The organism is Halosimplex carlsbadense 2-9-1, assembly GCF_000337455.1.
In the GTDB taxonomy this organism is placed as follows: Archaea; Halobacteriota; Halobacteria; order Halobacteriales; family Haloarculaceae; genus Halosimplex; species Halosimplex carlsbadense.
Map to the genome: position 1 here is coordinate 100,687 of NZ_AOIU01000048.1, position 17,278 is coordinate 117,964.

The following is a 17,278-nucleotide window of genomic DNA, read 5'->3' on the forward strand; positions in this document are numbered from 1 at the left end:
TCGCGACACGTCACCCCCGTCTCGCCGGGACGGCCGCCCGTCCGCGTCGCGTTCGTCGTACCCGATGCGCTGGCGCCTCGTGGGACTGCGAGTTGGGGTCATAGTGTGTCCGTCGTGGGTTGCGGCGGGTGTCTCCGATCTGCTATACTGTGTCATGGGTGCTGTTGTCACATTAAGCTGTCCACTGTGACCTACTCGGCGACCGGCTGGAGCGGCAGTTCGATGTGAGTCGGATACGTCTCGCTGTGGTGGACCGTGTTCGTGGCGACGTTGTACTCGCGGTCGCCGTAGAGCGGGCCGCCGGTGTTGTGGTTCACGTCGTACCGCGGGAAGTTCGACGAGGAGATGTCCAGTCGGATGCGGTGGCCGGGCTTGAACACGTTCGCCGTCGGGTACGGTTCCATGTCGTACTCGTGGACGGCGCCGGGCTCGACGGGGTCGGGCGCCTCGCGGTACCCACGGTACCGCCCCCGGCAGATGGAGTCGGCGAGGTTGAGCGCGAACCCGTCCTCGAACTCCTCGCTCGGCGGATACTCGTCGACGAGTTTCGCGGTGAAATCAGTGTCCGGCGCGTCGGTCTCGCCGTAGACCGTGACCGAGATAGGGCCGGCGATGCGCACCGGTTCCTCCAGGGGCGGCGTGCGGAACACGAGCACGTCGTCGCGCGCCTCCAGCGGCCGGCCGGCCCGCTCCGCCCCGAGCGTGTCGGCCCTCGTGCGCTGGTCGTAGCCGCCGCGTCCAGTCATGTCGACGAGCGTCCGCTCGGAGAGCGGATACTCCAGAATGGTCTCCTCGCGGGGCTCGTACGTGATGTACGACGAGCAGTTCCCGCCCAGCGTCGGAACGGGGTTGTGCGGGTCGAACTCGTAGCTCGTCTTCGCGTCCGCGGCCGACGGCGTCTCCCGCCGGAGCGTCCCGTCCCCGTGCGCGTAGAACGCGGTGAACTCCGTCTCGGGCAGGGGCCACTCCGGTGCGCTCCGCCAGGACCCGCCGTGGAAGAGCCGGCCTTCCCGCGACCGATGGCCGTCGCCTTCCCCCATCTGGAAGAACTCGACCGTCGGTCGGTCGCTCCACGTCCCCGCGTCTTTCAGGTAGTGGTCGAAAAAGTCCAGCCGGGTCCGCTGGTAGTCCATCAGCGCCGCGTCCCCGAACGCCAGTTCCCCGGAGTAGGACTTGTTCCACGACGGGAGCGGGTAGCTGTTCCACCCGTGGGTCCACGGCCCCATCAGCAGGAAGTGGTCGCTGTCCTTGCGCTCCGCCAGCGCCTCGAAGTTGTCACACGTCGCCTTCGTGTACGAGTCGTACCAGGCGCCCGCGTAGACCGTCGGCACGTCCGCGCTCTCGTCGTAGTGGGCTTCGAAGTTGATGCCCGGGGACTGCCAGAGGTCGTCCTCGGCGCTCCCCGAGGTCATGATGTCGAACGCCCAGGACTCGTAGTCGGGGATATGCTTCAGCGGCGACTGCCCCGGCCGTACCGGCCCGTCTTCGATGACCTCCCGGACGTCGACGTTCGCGAGCGCCTGCTGGATGTCCGCGTCCTCGAGCGCGCGCTCGGCGAACCCGCCGCCGAGCGTCAGCGCCCAGCAGAGCCACCGCAGCTCGAAGGCCCCGTTGTGCCGGAAGGTGGCCTCCCGTCCGTTGGCCGCACCCTGGTTGACGAACATCGCCTCGAGGTGCGGGGGGTCCTGGGTCGCGAGAGCCGACTGCACCCACGCCCCGTAGGAGGTTCCGATAGTCCCGACCTGCCCGTCACAGTACGGCCGCTCCGCCAGCCACTCGACGGTGTCGTAGCCGTCTTCCGGTTCGTTCGTGAAGATGTAGAACTCGCCCTCGCTCTCGAACCGACCGCGGCAGTCCTGGACGGCCACCACGTACCCCCGCTTCGCGTACCACTCCCCGTGTCGTTCCATGCGCCCCCGCTTGTTGTACGGCGTCCGGTCGAGCAGCGCGGGCTTCGGATCGGGGACTGTCTCGCCCGTCTCCGGGTCCGTCGGTCGGTAGATGTCGGTCGCCAGTTCCACGCCGTCGCGCATCTCCACGCGGACGTTCAGTTCAGCCTGCACGCCGAACTCGGGTTCGCTACGCATGCTACGACTGAACAGGAAGAGCGTAAAATAAATTGGGGACAGCCGCGGGTCCGTACCTTTCAGCGTCGGCGCGGGACTGCGGTGTGACCCCGTGTCGGCGCCCCAGTGAGGTGTACCGCCCTCCGGGCCGGCGCGCGCCCGGGAACGTTCCGGCCGGGTCAGCCGGCCCCGAGCGAAGTGGGGCGAAGCGGGACGAGACGGTAGGATTGCCGTGAATAACCCCACCCATCAATAGTTTTTTAGCTCTCTTGGGAGATATGTCTGCTACCGCGCTATGTGCTGTCATACCAGACAGGCAAGCTACCGATAAATAACCATGTCCGAGCAAAACGACGGAACGGACGCACGTACAGACGGTGGGAGTATGGTAACGTACGGTATCGAGGACAAGCCACCACTGGGCCAGTCGATCCTCCTCGGTACTCAGCACTGGCTGACTATGATCGGGTCGACGATAGCGATCCCGCTCGTACTCTCCGGGCTCCTCGGGTTCGACGGGGGACAGACCGCGCAGCTGGTGGCGACGTTCTTCCTCGTCTCGGGGGTGGCGACACTCGCGCAGACCACGATCGGGAACAAGTACCCGATCGTTCAGGGGGGGACGTTCTCGATGCTCGGTCCGGCCACCGCGATCATCCTCGCGCTCGGCGGGGCCGACGGCGGCGCGAGTTCGACGGTCATGATGCGGGAGCTACAGGGCGCCATCATCGTCGCCGGAGCCACCGAGGTGCTGATCGGGTACTTCGGCATCTTCGGCCGACTGAAAAAGTACATGGGGCCGCTCGTCATCGCAGTGGTGATCGCCCTGATCGGGCTGGCGCTCATCGGCGTCCCCCAGATCACGTCGGCCAACCAGAACTGGTATCTGGTGGGTCTGACGCTCGCCCTCATCACCCTGTTCTCGCAGTACGTGGACGACTACTCGCGGGCGTTCAAGTTGTTCCCGGTGTTGCTCGGACTCGGCGCGGCGTACCTGCTCGCGCTCGGGTTGTCGGTGGTCGGCGTCATCAACGTCGTCGACCTGTCGCCGATCGCGGAGGCCCCGTTGGTCCGTATCATCACCCCGTTCCAGTGGGGGATGCCGCTCTTTACCACGTCGTTCATCGTCGGCATGTCCGCCGGGATGCTCGCCTCGGCCATCGAGAGCTTCGGCGACTACCACTCCGTCGCTCGCATGGCCGGCGAAGGCGCTCCGAACAAGCGGCGCGTCAACCACGGGCTCGGGATGGAAGGCCTGGGTAACGTCTTCGCCGGTATCATGGGCACCGGCAACGGGTCGACGTCCTACACCGAGAACATCGGCGCGATCGGTATCACGGGCGTCGCCTCCCGCTACGTTGTGCAGGTCGGTGCCGTCGTGATGATACTCGTCGCGTTCATCGGTCCCTTCGGCGCGTTCGTGACGACGATTCCCAACGCCATCGTGGGCGGGTTGTTTCTCGCTATGTTCGCACAGATCGTCGGCGTCGGGCTCTCACAGCTCCAGCACGTCGACATGGACCAGAACCGGAACGTCTTCGTGCTGGGCTTTGGCCTGTTCTCGGGGCTGTCGATCCCGCAGTACATCGCCGGGCTCGAGGACGGCGCGCTCGAAGCCGGTCTCAGCAACGTCCCCGCCCTCGGTGCGGTGCTCGGTATCCCCGAAGTCGCACAGACGATCAGCATCATCATGGGCACCGAGATCGCCGTCGGGGGGATCGCCGCGTTCATCCTCGACAACACCATCCCCGGGACCGACGAGGAGCGCGGGCTGACCCAGTGGGAGTCGCTCACCGAGGACGACGACGCGTTCGAGCCGTTCCACGAGCAGTTCGTGGGCGATAGCGGCTCCGGGCCGGAAGTCGCCGACGACTGACGGCACCGCCACAACTGCCAAGTGAACACACTCTCTTTTCGCGGTATGGTACAGGGGTCCGAGGCCGTCGACGTGACGCGGATGTCGCTGCGCGGTGACGGATGGATCGGGTATACCGACCACGCCGTGTACATCGAGCGCGACGACGAGAAGATAAAGATCGAGGAGGAGCACGTCGAGCAGCTCGCGCTCCGCTCGCTCAGGTGGGATCTGGCGGTCCTGGGCGCGTTGCTCGTCGGCGTCGGGGGATACGTGGCGGTGACGCGGAACCCCCTCGTCGGCGTCGCCTTCGCCGCCTTCGGCGCGGTGACCCTCTACCGGACGTACGGCGACCGCTACGAGCTCATCATCCGAGTCCAGAACGAACCGAAGCCCGTCACCGTCCATCCGACGTACCCGGTCGAGTGCCACGAGACGCTCGTCGAGCACATCGGACCTGCCGGGTGACAACCGTTAAGTCGTTCGGGTCGGTGGTGAGAAATAGCATGCCGCAAGCAGACCTGCGGGTACGCAACGCGAAAGTCGTGACGCCGAGCGGGACGCTCATCGGGGGCGTCGCGGCCGAGGACGGCAGCATCGTCGCGGTCGGGGCGGACCGCTCGCTTCCGGACGCAACTCGCACTATCGACGCCGAGGGGAACTACCTCATCCCCGGCTTCATCGACCCACACGTCCACTGGGGGCTGTCCCGGTACGAGTACGAGTACCACGAGGGGTTGGCCCACGACTTCGAGACGGAGACGCGCGGCGCCGTCCACGGCGGCGTGACGACGGTCGTGAACTTCCTGCTCCAGCCCGACCCCTACGTGCCCGACATGGACTTGTTCGTCGAGGCGGGGGAGGAGAACTCCTACATCGACTTCGCGTACCACGCCATCATCCACAAGGAACCCCACTTCGAGGAGATCGACGCCCTGGCCGAGCGAGGCGTCCGCTCGTTCAAGATCTTCTACAACTGGTACAAGCACGCGTCCCCGGAACTCGGCATCGAACACTCCGACTCCGGGCGGGTCTATCGGTTACTCTCGCAGGTCGCCGACATCGACGGCGGGGTCGTGATGTTCCACGCCGAAAACGAGGACCTGGCCTACGAGCGCCGCGAGGAACTCAAAGCCGAGGGGCGCAACGACCTCGAGGCCTGGACGGAGGCGTCGCCGAACGTCGCCGAAGCGATGCAGATAGAGAGCATCGCCAAGCTGACCGAGTACACTGACTCCACGTCCTACATCGTCCACATGAGCACGGGCGAGGGGGTCGACATCTGCCGGCGGTATCAACAACGGGGCGTCGACATCAGCGCCGAGACCCTGCCCGCGTTCCTGGCGCACACCAACGACGAGGACCTCGGCGTGTGGGGGAAGATCTCCCCGCCGCTCAGAGAGGAGCGGAGCCAGGAGAAACTGTGGCACGGCCTCCGGGAGGGCGTCGTCGACTACGCCGGGACCGACCACTGCCCGCACAAGAAACCGTTCAAAGAGAAGGAAGGCGGCAAGTACGGTGACATGTGGGACGCCATCCCGGGCGACAACAACGGTATCGAGTACTTCCTCCCGGCGATGATGAGCGAGGGGGTCAACGAGGGCCGGATCAGCATGGAGCGACTGGTCGAGGTGTGTGCGGAGAACAACGCCCGTCGGTGGGGACTGTACCCGCGGAAGGGGGCGCTCGTCGAGGGCGCCGACGCCGACATGGTCGTCGTCGACCTCGAGAAGTCGGCGGTCGTCGACGACGATTTCTATCACACGATGGAACCGCGCTACTCGACGTTCCACGGCGACGAACTCACGGGTCTGCCGACACACACCATCGTCGGCGGCGACGTCGTCGTCGAACACGGCGAACTCCAGGCCGAGAAGGGCGGCCGGACCTACCTTCCGCGGCGCGCCGACGGCGTCCCGACGGAGTGACGGCGCCGACGCCGGCGGATATCGTCCGGTCCGAGTGCGTCGTCGGTTCCTGGTTCTCTCTCCGTAGTCACATCGAACCGCTGTATCGGGCACCGAACCACTGTTAGCCAAAACGCTTGTTTCACATCGCGGGAAGAAACTATACGAATGGAGGCGATACTGGTGGGTATGGGTGCCAACGTCCCGGTGAACGCGGTCGAGACGACGCTGCGGATCGCACAGGCGTTGCAGAAGCACGACCGGATCGGCGTGACGGAACTCGCCGGGGAGGTGGACCTCCCCCGGAGTACGGTCTTCAACCATCTCAAGACGCTGGAGGAAAACGAGTACGTCGTCAACGAGGGCGGGTCGTATCGACTGGGCTGTCGCTTTCTCAAACTGGGTGCGAACGCCCGCTCACACCACGACGTACACAGCGTCGCACGGGGGGAGGTCAACCGGTTGGCGGCGGAGACCGGCGAGATATCGGCGCTGCTCATCGAGGAACACGGAATGGGCGTGTTCCTCCATCGGGCGGAGGGCGAACAGGCCGTCCACATCGACAGTTACATCGGCCAACGGATCTACCTCCACGGCGCCGCCCTCGGGAAGGCGATCCTCGCTTCGCTCCCGCGGGAGCGCGTGGTCGAGGTCGTGGACCGGCGGGGACTCCCCGCATTGACCGAAAACACGATCACGGACCGCGGGGCGCTGTTCGACGAACTCGACCGGATCGAGTCGGACGGCATCGCCTTCGACGACCAGGAGCGTCTGAACGGCCTTCGCAGCGTCGCGACGCCGATCACCGACGACACCGGAGCGGTCCTCGGGGCGGTCAGCGTCGCCGGCCCGACCAGCCGCGTACAGGGGGACCGATTCCGCGAAACGCTTCCCGCGAAACTGTCCGACGTGGGCGACGTCATCACGCTCGACCTGACCTACAGGTGAGCCCTGTCAGGAGTGTCGGCGATCCCTCATTGTGGGATACAACGTCTGTACTGCATATCGACAGACCAGATCCCCTCGCTGTCCCGGAGTTTGTCCCGCGAACGCTCGTCCGGGTCACGGGAAGGTGGCGCAGGTTCGCGCTCGCCTTACAGCCGTATGATCGTAATGGGGTGAGTGGTATCAACAAGTAGCACTGTAGTACTTTGCTGCAGTACGCACGTTCAGTCAGTCTGAACGATATATTACAAGAGTAGCACGGATCCCGTCGTGGCCGCCGTCGTTCCCACACTGAGGGACGAGAACTGCGGGTCGGTTGCTGCTCGGTCAGCTACTACTCGGTCGCGGAGAAAAAAGACCGACCGCGGGCCGACGCGGGCTACGCTTCCTTGAACGCGACGACGCGGGAGACGCTCGACTCCCCGCCGCGGAACCGCCACGGGAACGTCCCGATCTGGACGCGTTCGTTGAGTAGTTCCGCAGGGACCTGCGCGTTCTCGACGTGGACGATCCCCTCGGGGAACAGTTCGGTGTGCATCAACTGGTACCCCTCGGGCGGGAATATCTCGTCGAGGTCATCGACACCGAAGTGGTCGGCCGCCTCGTCGGCGAGCTCGGGCCGCACGTCACGGACCACGGTGTTCATCGGGTGGTCGGCGCTGCCGCAGTCGAGGAGGAGGTAGTTCAGGTTCATGTCGCGACACCATTCGGCGAACTCCATGTTCGGGCCGGGGTGTTTACAGAAGAACCTGTGGGGGTCGGCCTCCTCGCGGTGCCAGGCGTACTTCTGGTACCCGGTGTGAATGAAGAGGATGTCTCCCTCGCGGACGTCGACGACGTCCTCTATCATGTCGCTCGTATAGACGTCGTAGTCGCCGACCTTGTCCGAGATGTCGGCGACGACCGCGTCGCCGACGAGCTCGTCGAGCGGCATCTCCGAGATGTCGCGGCCGTGTCCGATGAAGTGTTTCTCGCCGTCCAGGTGCGTCCCGGTGTGGTTCATGAACTCGATCTTCTGCCCGTTCACCTTCTCGGTGTCCAGGCTTTTCTCGTACCACACCTTCGGGTTGTCGTATGTCGGCCAGGCTGGGGTATCTCCCGACCACGGTTGGGTCAGGTCGTACATCTCATAACCGTCTAGCATGCCAGTGTCAGTACATCGGTGACTGAATTAAACCTTGGGACACCCACAGACACGCTCCGCGACCTGGCTCGAGGCGCCCCGGATACCCCACCGAGCGCCGACGCGGGTGACTCGGCGCGTCCCGGCGGTCGCGACATCCTTCCAAGTAGCAAACAGTATTTATCGAGTGAACACGTGTGTCCAACTGACGCTGTCACTCATGAAAGCCGTCGTACTCCCGGACTGGGGCGAGGAACTGTCCGTCGAACAGCGAGCGGTGCCCGACCCGGCGCCCGACGAGGTCCGCGTGGAGGTGCGCGCCTGCGGGGTCACCCGAACCGTCGAGAACGCGATACAGGGAGGTCTCGACGACGACCCGGCGCTGGTCCCGCGGGTGCCGGGCCACGAGTTCGCCGGGCGGGTGGACGCGGTCGGCGACGCCGTGACCGACCTGTCGGTCGGCGACCGTGTGCTGGCGTACTTCTATCTCACGTGCGGGCAGTGCGACGCCTGTCGTCGCGGCGAGGCGAACCAGTGTACCGACTTCGGCGGCTGGGTCGGCGTGAACTCCGAGGGCGCTTACGCGGAGTACGCGACGCTCCCGGCGGCGAACGCGCTGCCGGTCCCCGACGGGCTCTCGTATTCGGGCGCGGCCGTCGCCGCCGACGGCCTGGCGACGCCGCTGCATATCTGTGAGCGGACGGCCGTGGGCGACGACGACACCGTCCTCGTCGTCGGCGCCGCCGGCCGCATCGGTATCCACCTCTCCCAACTCGCCGCGGCCCGCGGCGCACACGTCCTCGCCGCGGATGTCCGACCGGACCGGCTGGCCCACGTCGACGCGGTCACCGGGCCGGCGGTCGAGACGGTTGACGCGAGCGGGACCGACTTCGCCGAGCGACTGGAATCGGCCACCACGCACGGCGACGGACCAACCGTCGTCGTCGACACCGTCGGTGACGTCGGGACGCTCCGCGACGCCTGGGACGCGCTCGCGATGGGCGGACAGGTGGTTTCCCTGACGACCCACCACGAGCGGTCGTTTGCGCCGGAATTGAACGAGTTCGTCGTCAAGGAGGCGTCGCTACTCGGGTCCCGGTACGCGACCAAACAGCAAGTCGTCAGGGCGGCACGGCTGCTGGCCGACGGCCGCGTCGACCCGGTCGTCACGGACGAAGTCGGACTGGACGCGGTCCCGTCGGTCCACGCGGCGATCCGAGACGGGGAGACACACGGTATGACGGTTCTCGACCCGTCCCGATGACGGGCGGTCGGCTCGGATGGGACGTCGCCCTGCCCGGAAAGTGCCGCCGCTGACGCCGCTCCCGAAGTGAGCGCTGGCTGCGTGGGGTGTGGACTCTTCGGGATGGGAACGGCCGTCCGATGACACGCGATATATCGGCGACACATATTTGCGGCCGCTGGCTGTGGACGAGGTATGGGAGACGAGAGTCCGATACTCGACGGTATCAAAGTCGTGGATCTGTCGACGTTCGTCACCGGCGGGTTCTGCTCGATGATGCTCGCGAACCAGGGCGCCGACGTCGTGAAGATCGAACGCCCGAACGTCGGCGACGACATCCGCCACTCGGGGCCGCCGTTTATCGACGGCGAGTCCCCCTACTACTGGACTGTCAACTACGACAAGCGCAGCGTCGAACTCGACCTCAAGAGCGAGCGCGGGCTGGCGTCGTTCTACGACCTCGTCGAGGTCGCCGACGTCGTGATCCAGAACTTCCGTCCCGGAACCGCGGAGCGTCTCGGCGTCGGCTACGACGACCTTGCCGCGCGCAGCGACGGCCTCGTCTACTGCGATATCTCGGCGTTCGGCGCCACCGGCCCCTGGAGCGAGCGGCCGGGGTACGACCTGCTGGTCCAGGGGATGAGCGGTATCATGTCGGTCACTGGCGAGGAGGGCCGTGACCCGGTCAAGGTCGGCCTCCCACAGACGGACCTGATCACGGCGATGTGGGCGGTGTTCGGGATTGTATGCGCGCTCTACCGCCGCGAGCGAACCGAGGAGGGCGAGTACATCGAACTGGGGATGCTCGACGCGACGCTGCCGTGGCTGACCAAACAGGCCGGCAAGGTCTTCGCCGGTGAGGAACCGACGTGCATGGGAACCAAGGATCCGGTCCTCGCCCCCTACCAGACGTTCGAGACCGCCGACGGACACCTCAACGTCGCCTGTCTGAACGCGAAGCTCTGGCGAGGGTTCTGCGAGGCGATCGAGCGGCCCGACCTTCCCGAGGATCCCCGCTTCGAGACGAACGCGGACCGCGTGGAACACATGGACGAACTCGAAGCGGAACTCGCCTCCACCCTCGGCGAACGCACGACCGAGGAGTGGATGGACGTCCTCGTCGACGCGGGGATCCCCGCCGGCCCGGTTCAGACCGTCGAGGAGGCGCTCTCGAACGAACAGACTGACGCGCGCGGCATGGTCACCCGCATCGACGACGGCGACCGCGAAATCCCCGTCATCGAACACCCGTTGAACTTCGAGCACGCTGACTCCGGGTTCGACAGCCCCCCACCCGCCCTCGGGGAACACACCGACGAAGTGTTCGCGGAGATCGGCTACTCACGGGACCGCCTCGAGCGCCTCCGGGAGGAGGGGGTCTTCGGTGACGACTGAGACCGGCCGGGCGTCGTCGACCGTTCGTCGGGCGCTTAGACCGCGATTCGGGCGGAGGATTAATCCCCCAGGGAACGTATGAGGTGGTATGACAGAGGACGCCGCCGGCGACCCGTGGCGGGTCACGGAGAAGGACTTCCGCGCACAGGTGCGGACGTCGCGCCGGACCGGGCGCGCGGCGGCGGTCGTGACAGTGGCCACCGTCGAGGGATCCGCGTACCGCCGCCCCGGGGCGAAGATGTTGGTCCCGGCTGACGGCGGCACCGTCGGAGCGGTCACCGCCGGCTGTCTCGAGGATCCGGTCGTCGACCTGGCCAGGGAAGTCATCGAGGCCGGACGGCCGCGACTGGAGACGTTCGACCTGATGGACTCCGGTGACGACAGCTGGGGGCTCGGCCTCGGCTGCAACGGCGTCATCGACCTCCTCGTGGAGCCGCTGGACGCGAGCCTGGACCACCCGCTCGCGACGCTGGCGGACGGCGAGCCGTCGACCGTGCTGACCGTCGTCGACTCCGCGGACGACCGGCACGTCGGGAACCGCCTCGTCGTCGACCCCGATGGAACCCGACGCGAGGTCTCCGACCGGGAACCGGTTCCGGGGGCCGTCCGCGACGCCGTCGCCGGGACCGTCGACCGACTGCACGGGACGGGCGAGGCCCGAACGGTAGCCGTCGAGACCGACGGGGGGTCGACGACCGTCCTGGTCGACAGCCTCCAGCCGCTCGCGGAACTGCTCATCTTCGGGAGCCAGAACGACCTCCCGCCGCTGGCGGGCCTCGCGGCGGACGTCGGGTTCCGCGTCTCCGTCCACTCGCCCCGGGGGGCGGTCGACGAGGGGACGTTCCCCAGCGCCGACGCGGTGACCACGGGTCACCCGTCGACGGTCGCCGACAGCGTGAGGGCCGACGAGCACACCTACGCGGTCGTCATGTCGCACAATCTGGTCGACGACCGGATCGCCGTGGAGACCCTGCTGACGGAGACGGGCGTCCCCTACGTCGGCCTCATGGGGCCTCGCGCCCGGTTCGAGGAGCTCCGGGAGTCGATGGCCGAGGGCGGGGAACCGCTCCCCCAGTCGGCGCTCGACCGCCTCTCGACGCCGGTCGGGCTCGACCTCGGCGGCGGGGAACCCATGGAGATCGCGCTCAGCGTCGTGAGCGAGGTCCTCGCGGTCAGCAACGGCCGCGAGGGCGGTCGCCTCCGGGACCACGACGGGCCGATCCACCCGCGAATGTCGGACGAATGATGGTAGAATTTATATTTACCCTCCCCGGAGTGTTGGTATCAGGCATGCGAATAGGTAAACCGACACACGCGCCTGCCGCCGGACCGGCGGGCTGGGACACCGGCGAGGGGGTGCCGGGCCCACGATGAAGCCCTCGCCGTTCCAGTACCACCGCCCGGACACCGTCGAGGAGGCGGCGGCGCTGCTCGAGGAGTTGCCCGACGCCGAGTTGATGGCGGGGAATCAGTCGCTGAGCATCGTGATGTCGAACCGCCTGGCCAACCCCGACCACATCGTCGACATCAACGGCATCGACGAACTGGCCTACATCGACTCGACGGACGACGCGATCGAGGTGGGCGCGCTCACCCGCCACCGGAACATCGACTCGTCGCCGGTGCTCTCCGAGACGTACCCGGTGCTGTCGGAGTCGGCGGGACAGATCGCCGGGCCGGTCGTCAGGAACCGCGGGACCATCGGTGGGAGCATCGGCGAGGCCGACCCGGCGGGGAACTACCCGTGCGTCCTGGTCGCGACGGGCGGCGAACTGGAACTCGCCTCCGCCGACGGCCGCCGGACCGTCGACGCCGCGGACTACTTCGTGGCCTACATGATGACCGCAATCGAGGAGAACGAACTCATCACGGCCGTCCGGTTCCCCCGCGACCCGTTCCCGGTCGACCGGACCGGCATGACGTTCCTCGGGCAGAAGCGGGCCGCTCAGACCTGGCCGACGCTCAGCATCGCGTGTGCGGTCAGGGTCGACGACCCTGCGGCCGACGACCCCGTCGTCGAGGAGGCGCGGGTCGGGCTGGCGAACGCCGCCGACGTGCCGCTGCGCGTGGCTGACGCGGAGGCGGCGGTCGAGGGCGACCCGCTCAGCGAGGGGTCGCTCGAAGCCGCCGGAGAGGTGGCCTACGACCGGGTGCGTCCACAGGACGAGATGCACGCCGACGAGACCTACAAGCGGGAGCTGTCCCGGACGTACACGAAACGGGCGCTGACCGAGGCGTACGACCGGGCGGTACAGTAGGTCCGGCCGGACTCACTCCCGGCGGCGGTCCGGCGCCTGGGTGTGACACACGGGAACAGACTTAATATGTTGAGCGTCTTTCATCCGGTGTGTCCGATCATGAGTATCGATGAGACAGAGTCGTCGCCCGACCGGCCGACGCGGGAGATCTCCCTGACGGTAAACGGTGACGACGTGACCACAGAGGTCGAACCTCGGCTGAAGCTCTCCGATTTCCTTCGTCATCACGTCGACCTCAACGGGGTCCGGGTCGGCTGCGAACACGGGGTCTGTGGGGCCTGTACGGTCAGCGTCGACGGCGACCTCGTCAAGAGCTGTATGATGTACGCCGTTCAGACCGACGACAGCGAGGTGCTGACCGTCGAGGGGCTCGGGGCCGACGGGTCGCTACATCCGGTCCAGGAAGCGTTTCACGAGGAACACGCCCTCCAGTGTGGGTTCTGCACGAGCGGGTTCGTCATGTCCGCCCGGGACCTGCTCGCGGACAACCCGGACCCGTCACAGGAGGAGATGGAGGCGCACCTCTCCTCGAACATCTGCCGGTGTACCGGGTACCAGAACATCTACGACGCGGTGGAGCGGGCGGCCGACAAGATGGAGGGAGACTGATGTCGAAACCCGAGTCAGCCACCCTCGACGGCGAGGTCACGGAGGAGGCCGACGAGGAGACGTTCACCGGCACGGGGCTCAACCGCGTCGAAGACCGTCGCATCCTGACCGGCCGCGCGGAGTACATCCACGATGTCACGCCCGAGGCGTGCCGAAGTATGGGGCTGCTCCGGACCACCCACGCGTTCGCGGACATCGTCGACATCGACACGAGCGCCGCCGAGGACCACCCCGACTGCGACCTCGTGCTGACGGCCGAGGACATCGCCGAGGAGTACAACCCGATGCCGTGCGGTCTCGACGAGATGTCGGAGTGGGCGCTCGCCCGGGAGACGGTCCGGTTCGTCGGTGAACCCGTCGCGCTCGTCGTCGCGTCGGACCGCTACGTCGTCGAGGACCTGATCGACCGCATCGACGTGGAGTACGAGACCAGAGAGCCGGTCACCGACCCGGTCGAGGCCAGACAGGACGGGACGCTCGTCCACGAAGACCTCGGGACGAACGTGCCGGACGGCGAGCGGCTCACGTTCGGCGACGTCGACGCGGCCTTCGAGGACGCGGACAACGTCCTCGAGAACCAGTACTCCTGGGGTCGGATCTCCGGGGTCCCGCTGGAGACGGCCGGCGTCGTCGCGGAGTACGACGAGGAGACCGATAGCTTCGAGATCGACTGCAACATCCAGCTGCACACGCTCGTCGACGACACCATCTACGAGCCGCTCGGCTACGACCCCGACGATGTCGCGCTCAACGTCCCGCCGGACGTGGGCGGGAGCTACGGGACGAAGATAGCCATTCACCGCTACTGCACTCTCGCGGCGATGGCCAGCCAGCAGCTCGACGGCCGCCCGGTCAAGTACGTGGAAGACCGCATCGAGAACCTTCAGGGCGGAGACATGCACTCGTCGGACCGCGAGTACATGATGCGGCTCGCCTACGACGACGACGGGACCATCCGCGGGCTCGACGTGAACTTCGTCGACGACTTCGGGGCGTACCCCCGCTATCCGGTGAACCAGGTCCTCAAGCCGCTGTCGGTGGTCAGCAATGCGTACGATGTCGACCACGTTCGGTACAACTACGAGCTCGTGCTCACGAACAAGACCGCCCAGACCGCCTACCGCGGGTTCGGCGTCGACCCGCACCTCTACGCCCTGGAGACCGCCGTCGACGAGGCGGCTTACGACCTCTCGATGGACCCCTACGAGTTCCGCCACCGGAACCTCGTACAGCCGGATCAGATGCCCTACAAGCTCCCCACGAAGAACATCTACGACTCGGGCGACTTTCCCGAGGCGCTCTCCCGGATCCGGGACCTCGTCGAGAACGAGGAGCGGACCGAGGGTGGGCTCCTCGACCCGGAACTCGTCGAGGAGCGCCGGGCGGACGGGAAATACCGCGGCGTCAGTTACACCGTCCACATCGAGCCGGGTGTGAGCGGGGCCGACTGGACGGACCGCCAGCGTTCGGACCGGGAGGAACTCGCGGACCGCGAGATGGACGATGTCGACGAACTCCCCGAACACCTCCGCTGTGAACTCCGGGCGGACGGGACCGTTCGCGCCTCCCTCGCGACCGACTCCTCGGGACAGGGCCACCAGACACTCGTCAAGCAGCTGCTCGCCGACGAACTCGAGGTCCTGCCCAGCGACATCGACGTGGACTACCTCGACAGCGTCGAGGCACCGACCGAGTACGGCAGCGCCGCCTCCAGGATGGCGGTCATGCTGTCGGGCGCCGCGGAGGGGCTCGGGGAGCGACTCAGGAACAACCTCGAAGGGCTGGCAGCCCGACACTGGGCTGTCGACCGGGACGAGGTTACCTACAGCGACGGCGGCGTCGAGCGCGAGGACGGGGACGAGCGGCTGACGCGGGCCGACCTCGCGGCGATAGACGCCGAAACCGACGGCGACCGCCTGACCTATGCCGAGTACGACTACGAGCACCCGGCGCTCGACGTCGAGGCGTTCGGCGAGGCGTTCACCGGGAAGTACCCCGTCTACCCGACCGCCGCCTTCGCGGCTAACGCCCCCATCGTGGAGGTAGACGCCGAGACCGGCCAGGTGGACGTACTCAAGATCTACTCGCTGCGGGACTGCGGGACGCAACTCAACCCAACTATCGTCGAGGGGCAGGCCCACGGCGGGCTGGCACAGGGGATCGGCGCCGCGCTCTTGGAGGAGTTCCCCTACGACGACTCCGGCCAGCCCAAGGCGGTCACGCTCTTCGACTACTTGCTACCCTCGACGAAGAACATCCCCGAGATGCACCTCGAACACACGGAGACCCCGTCCCCGTTCACCGCGACCGGGGCGAAAGGCACCGGCGAGGGCGGGATGATAGATGGCCCCGCGAGCGTCGCGACGGCCGTCAACCGCGCGCTCGAACCGCTGGACATCGTCGCCGACCGCATCCCGATCACCCCGGACCGGCTCCGCCGGAAACTCCGCGAGCAGTAACTACCTCCCCGTCCCGGCGGTAGGGGCCGCCGGGCGGTCGATATCCCGTGCCACACTGGGGTCGCCCGTTTCGACCACGACCGCGTTCGGGCCGGTGTCGAGTATCCCCTGGTCGCCCGTGTCGCTCCCGACGGCGGCGAGGGCGGCGGCGAACGCGGCCAGTGGCTTCCCGGGGACCGCGAAGACGACCGCGTCAGGCAAGGGGGACCGCGGGCGGACGCCCGAACGGATCGTCGAAACTGACACTCAGTTGTATCTGGCAGATATTTCATTTTCAAATACTGAATAGCGTGCTGAAAATACGGATGTGAAACGGCGATCTACGAGCGGGTGAAGAGCGCCGATCTACAGCCGGAGTGTGACGGCGAACCGAATCAGATCGCGGTTGACGAGGCAGTGAATCGGGTCAACGGTCCACACGAGTGGCTACACCGTGCCGTCGCTCCGGAGCCGAACGGACTTCTCCACGTGCGGTTGTTTCAAGCGCGAAACCCGGGTATACGCTGTCGTTTCTTCGCGAGCGACAGCGGAAACACACCGCCGAACGGACCGAGTTTTTCGTCGACGGTGCGTCCTCCCTCAGTGCTACACGCAACCGCCTCGAGCTCCGATTTCAGACCGGACCCCATGGAAATCGGAATGCCATCGAACGTGTTTTTGATGGTATAAAAAGTCGAATTTTTCGCTTGCGAATGTGTTTCGAAACACGAGGTGAGAACCGGTCGAATCGTGGCTCCGAGCCTTCGCCGTCTGGCACGACCCGTGGCAACGGTGACACGACGGGGCCGAGATGTCCGACGTCGAGCGGCTTTCCAGCGGCGGCGCCCCGTTCGGCAGTCGCCCTTCCCGCTAACTGTACCCCACGATTCGCGCATACCAGACGGCGATAGGGTAACTCCAGTTGGTCGTGATTATTGGCGTAATCGAGACCAATCTGGACTGCTATCGCGTTCCACGATATCGCCGTTTGTCGGTCTCAAGCTGCTGCAGACGGACGAAATCAGCTCCGATAAACTCTATGTCGATATACGAATCCTCCCTCGCGGGGGCGTCGGAGCTTCGGTAGCTGAATATCTACAAACCGATAGAATACCTGTTCTGAGCCCGCTGAGATGACGATTGGGAGTTGATTGCATTCGGAGGCGGCCGGTACGCGATGTTGAATCACGCTACAGCCAGCAGGACCGTTCTCGACACGGTACTGGCCGTCGCTGAGGATACTTTCCGGTCGGGACGCACCAGTCAGCATGCACAGGATGCGTGACGGGTCGTGCGATCACCATTGCCGTCGGATTCGGGCCGTTCGTCGGCGGAAAGATCCACTCTGTGTGAAGACATCGACAGTCTTTGGCCGAAATGGCGCTAAAACTACCAGTTATATAAGTGATATTTTGTGCAGAATCCGAATTAATAGATTC

The 17,278-nt window shown here is 66.2% G+C and carries 13 protein-coding genes; 10 read left to right on the forward strand and 3 right to left on the reverse strand.

Annotated features, from left to right (window positions below; genetic code table 11):
* Positions 1–191: 191 nt before the first annotated feature.
* Positions 192–2,087, reverse strand: a complete 1,896-nt coding sequence (locus tag C475_RS21395) for a CocE/NonD family hydrolase (protein ID WP_006886004.1) — start codon at positions 2,085–2,087, stop codon at positions 192–194.
* Between the two features lie 364 nt (positions 2,088–2,451).
* On the opposite strand from C475_RS21395, the gene C475_RS21400 reads away from it, so the two are divergent.
* From C475_RS21400 to C475_RS21415, 4 genes are all read left to right on the forward strand, one after another.
* Positions 2,452–3,942, forward strand: coding sequence for a uracil-xanthine permease family protein (locus tag C475_RS21400; protein WP_006886005.1), 1,491 nt, complete (start codon positions 2,452–2,454; stop codon positions 3,940–3,942).
* A gap of 45 nt (positions 3,943–3,987) precedes the next feature.
* A complete protein-coding gene (locus tag C475_RS21405) occupies positions 3,988–4,389 on the forward strand; it encodes a hypothetical protein (RefSeq protein ID WP_006886006.1) in 402 nt (133 codons plus the stop codon).
* A gap of 38 nt (positions 4,390–4,427) precedes the next feature.
* Positions 4,428–5,849: a dihydroorotase gene (locus C475_RS21410; RefSeq protein WP_006886007.1), complete on the forward strand. Its 1,422-nt coding sequence runs from the start codon at positions 4,428–4,430 to the stop codon at positions 5,847–5,849.
* Between the two features lie 147 nt (positions 5,850–5,996).
* Positions 5,997–6,776 carry an IclR family transcriptional regulator gene (locus tag C475_RS21415; RefSeq protein ID WP_006886008.1) on the forward strand — a complete coding sequence of 260 codons (780 nt, stop codon included), beginning with the start codon at positions 5,997–5,999 and terminating at the stop codon, positions 6,774–6,776.
* A 376-nt stretch (positions 6,777–7,152) separates the two neighbouring features.
* Here C475_RS21415 and C475_RS21420 read toward each other — a convergent pair whose 3' ends face one another.
* The gene (locus tag C475_RS21420; protein WP_049931145.1) at positions 7,153–7,917 is read right to left on the reverse strand and encodes a cyclase family protein; all 765 of its coding nucleotides are present in this window, start codon (positions 7,915–7,917) and stop codon (positions 7,153–7,155) included.
* Positions 7,918–8,116: 199 nt separating this feature from the next.
* On the opposite strand from C475_RS21420, the gene C475_RS21425 reads away from it, so the two are divergent.
* From C475_RS21425 to C475_RS21450, 6 genes are all read left to right on the forward strand, one after another.
* The gene (locus C475_RS21425) at positions 8,117–9,160 is read left to right on the forward strand and encodes an alcohol dehydrogenase catalytic domain-containing protein (protein ID WP_006886010.1); all 1,044 of its coding nucleotides are present in this window, start codon (positions 8,117–8,119) and stop codon (positions 9,158–9,160) included.
* Between the two features lie 174 nt (positions 9,161–9,334).
* The gene (locus C475_RS21430) at positions 9,335–10,534 is read left to right on the forward strand and encodes a CaiB/BaiF CoA transferase family protein (RefSeq protein WP_006886011.1); all 1,200 of its coding nucleotides are present in this window, start codon (positions 9,335–9,337) and stop codon (positions 10,532–10,534) included.
* Between the two features lie 88 nt (positions 10,535–10,622).
* Positions 10,623–11,780, forward strand: a complete 1,158-nt coding sequence (locus tag C475_RS21435; RefSeq protein WP_006886012.1) for an XdhC family protein — start codon at positions 10,623–10,625, stop codon at positions 11,778–11,780.
* Positions 11,781–11,904: 124 nt separating this feature from the next.
* A complete protein-coding gene (locus C475_RS21440) occupies positions 11,905–12,792 on the forward strand; it encodes an FAD binding domain-containing protein (protein ID WP_006886013.1) in 888 nt (295 codons plus the stop codon).
* Between the two features lie 99 nt (positions 12,793–12,891).
* Positions 12,892–13,401 (forward strand): (2Fe-2S)-binding protein, encoded by a 510-nt coding sequence (locus C475_RS21445; RefSeq protein ID WP_006886014.1) that lies wholly within the window; start codon positions 12,892–12,894, stop codon positions 13,399–13,401.
* Positions 13,401–15,860, forward strand: a complete 2,460-nt coding sequence (locus C475_RS21450; RefSeq protein WP_006886015.1) for a xanthine dehydrogenase family protein molybdopterin-binding subunit — start codon at positions 13,401–13,403, stop codon at positions 15,858–15,860. The genes C475_RS21445 and C475_RS21450 overlap by 1 nt, the downstream gene beginning before the upstream one ends.
* On the opposite strand, the gene C475_RS21455 is transcribed toward C475_RS21450, so the two are convergent.
* Positions 15,861–16,106: a hypothetical protein gene (locus C475_RS21455; RefSeq protein ID WP_152436572.1), complete on the reverse strand. Its 246-nt coding sequence runs from the start codon at positions 16,104–16,106 to the stop codon at positions 15,861–15,863.
* Positions 16,107–17,278: the final 1,172 nt, after the last annotated feature.

Excerpts from the sequence above, each read along its gene's own strand:
- C475_RS21405 (WP_006886006.1), top strand. The coding sequence starts at position 3,988 with ATGGTACAGGGGTCCGAGGCCGTCGACGTGACGCGGATGTCGCTGCGC.
- C475_RS21410 (WP_006886007.1), top strand. The coding sequence starts at position 4,428 with ATGCCGCAAGCAGACCTGCGGGTACGCAACGCGAAAGTCGTGACGCCG.
- C475_RS21395 (WP_006886004.1), bottom strand. The coding sequence starts at position 2,087 with ATGCGTAGCGAACCCGAGTTCGGCGTGCAGGCTGAACTGAACGTCCGC.
- C475_RS21420 (WP_049931145.1), bottom strand. The coding sequence starts at position 7,917 with ATGCTAGACGGTTATGAGATGTACGACCTGACCCAACCGTGGTCGGGA.
- C475_RS21435 (WP_006886012.1), top strand. The coding sequence starts at position 10,623 with ATGACAGAGGACGCCGCCGGCGACCCGTGGCGGGTCACGGAGAAGGAC.
- C475_RS21445 (WP_006886014.1), top strand. The coding sequence starts at position 12,892 with ATGAGTATCGATGAGACAGAGTCGTCGCCCGACCGGCCGACGCGGGAG.
- C475_RS21400 (WP_006886005.1), top strand. The coding sequence starts at position 2,452 with ATGGTAACGTACGGTATCGAGGACAAGCCACCACTGGGCCAGTCGATC.
- C475_RS21425 (WP_006886010.1), top strand. The coding sequence starts at position 8,117 with ATGAAAGCCGTCGTACTCCCGGACTGGGGCGAGGAACTGTCCGTCGAA.
- C475_RS21430 (WP_006886011.1), top strand. The coding sequence starts at position 9,335 with ATGGGAGACGAGAGTCCGATACTCGACGGTATCAAAGTCGTGGATCTG.
- C475_RS21440 (WP_006886013.1), top strand. The coding sequence starts at position 11,905 with ATGAAGCCCTCGCCGTTCCAGTACCACCGCCCGGACACCGTCGAGGAG.
- C475_RS21450 (WP_006886015.1), top strand. The coding sequence starts at position 13,401 with ATGTCGAAACCCGAGTCAGCCACCCTCGACGGCGAGGTCACGGAGGAG.
- C475_RS21415 (WP_006886008.1), top strand. The coding sequence starts at position 5,997 with ATGGAGGCGATACTGGTGGGTATGGGTGCCAACGTCCCGGTGAACGCG.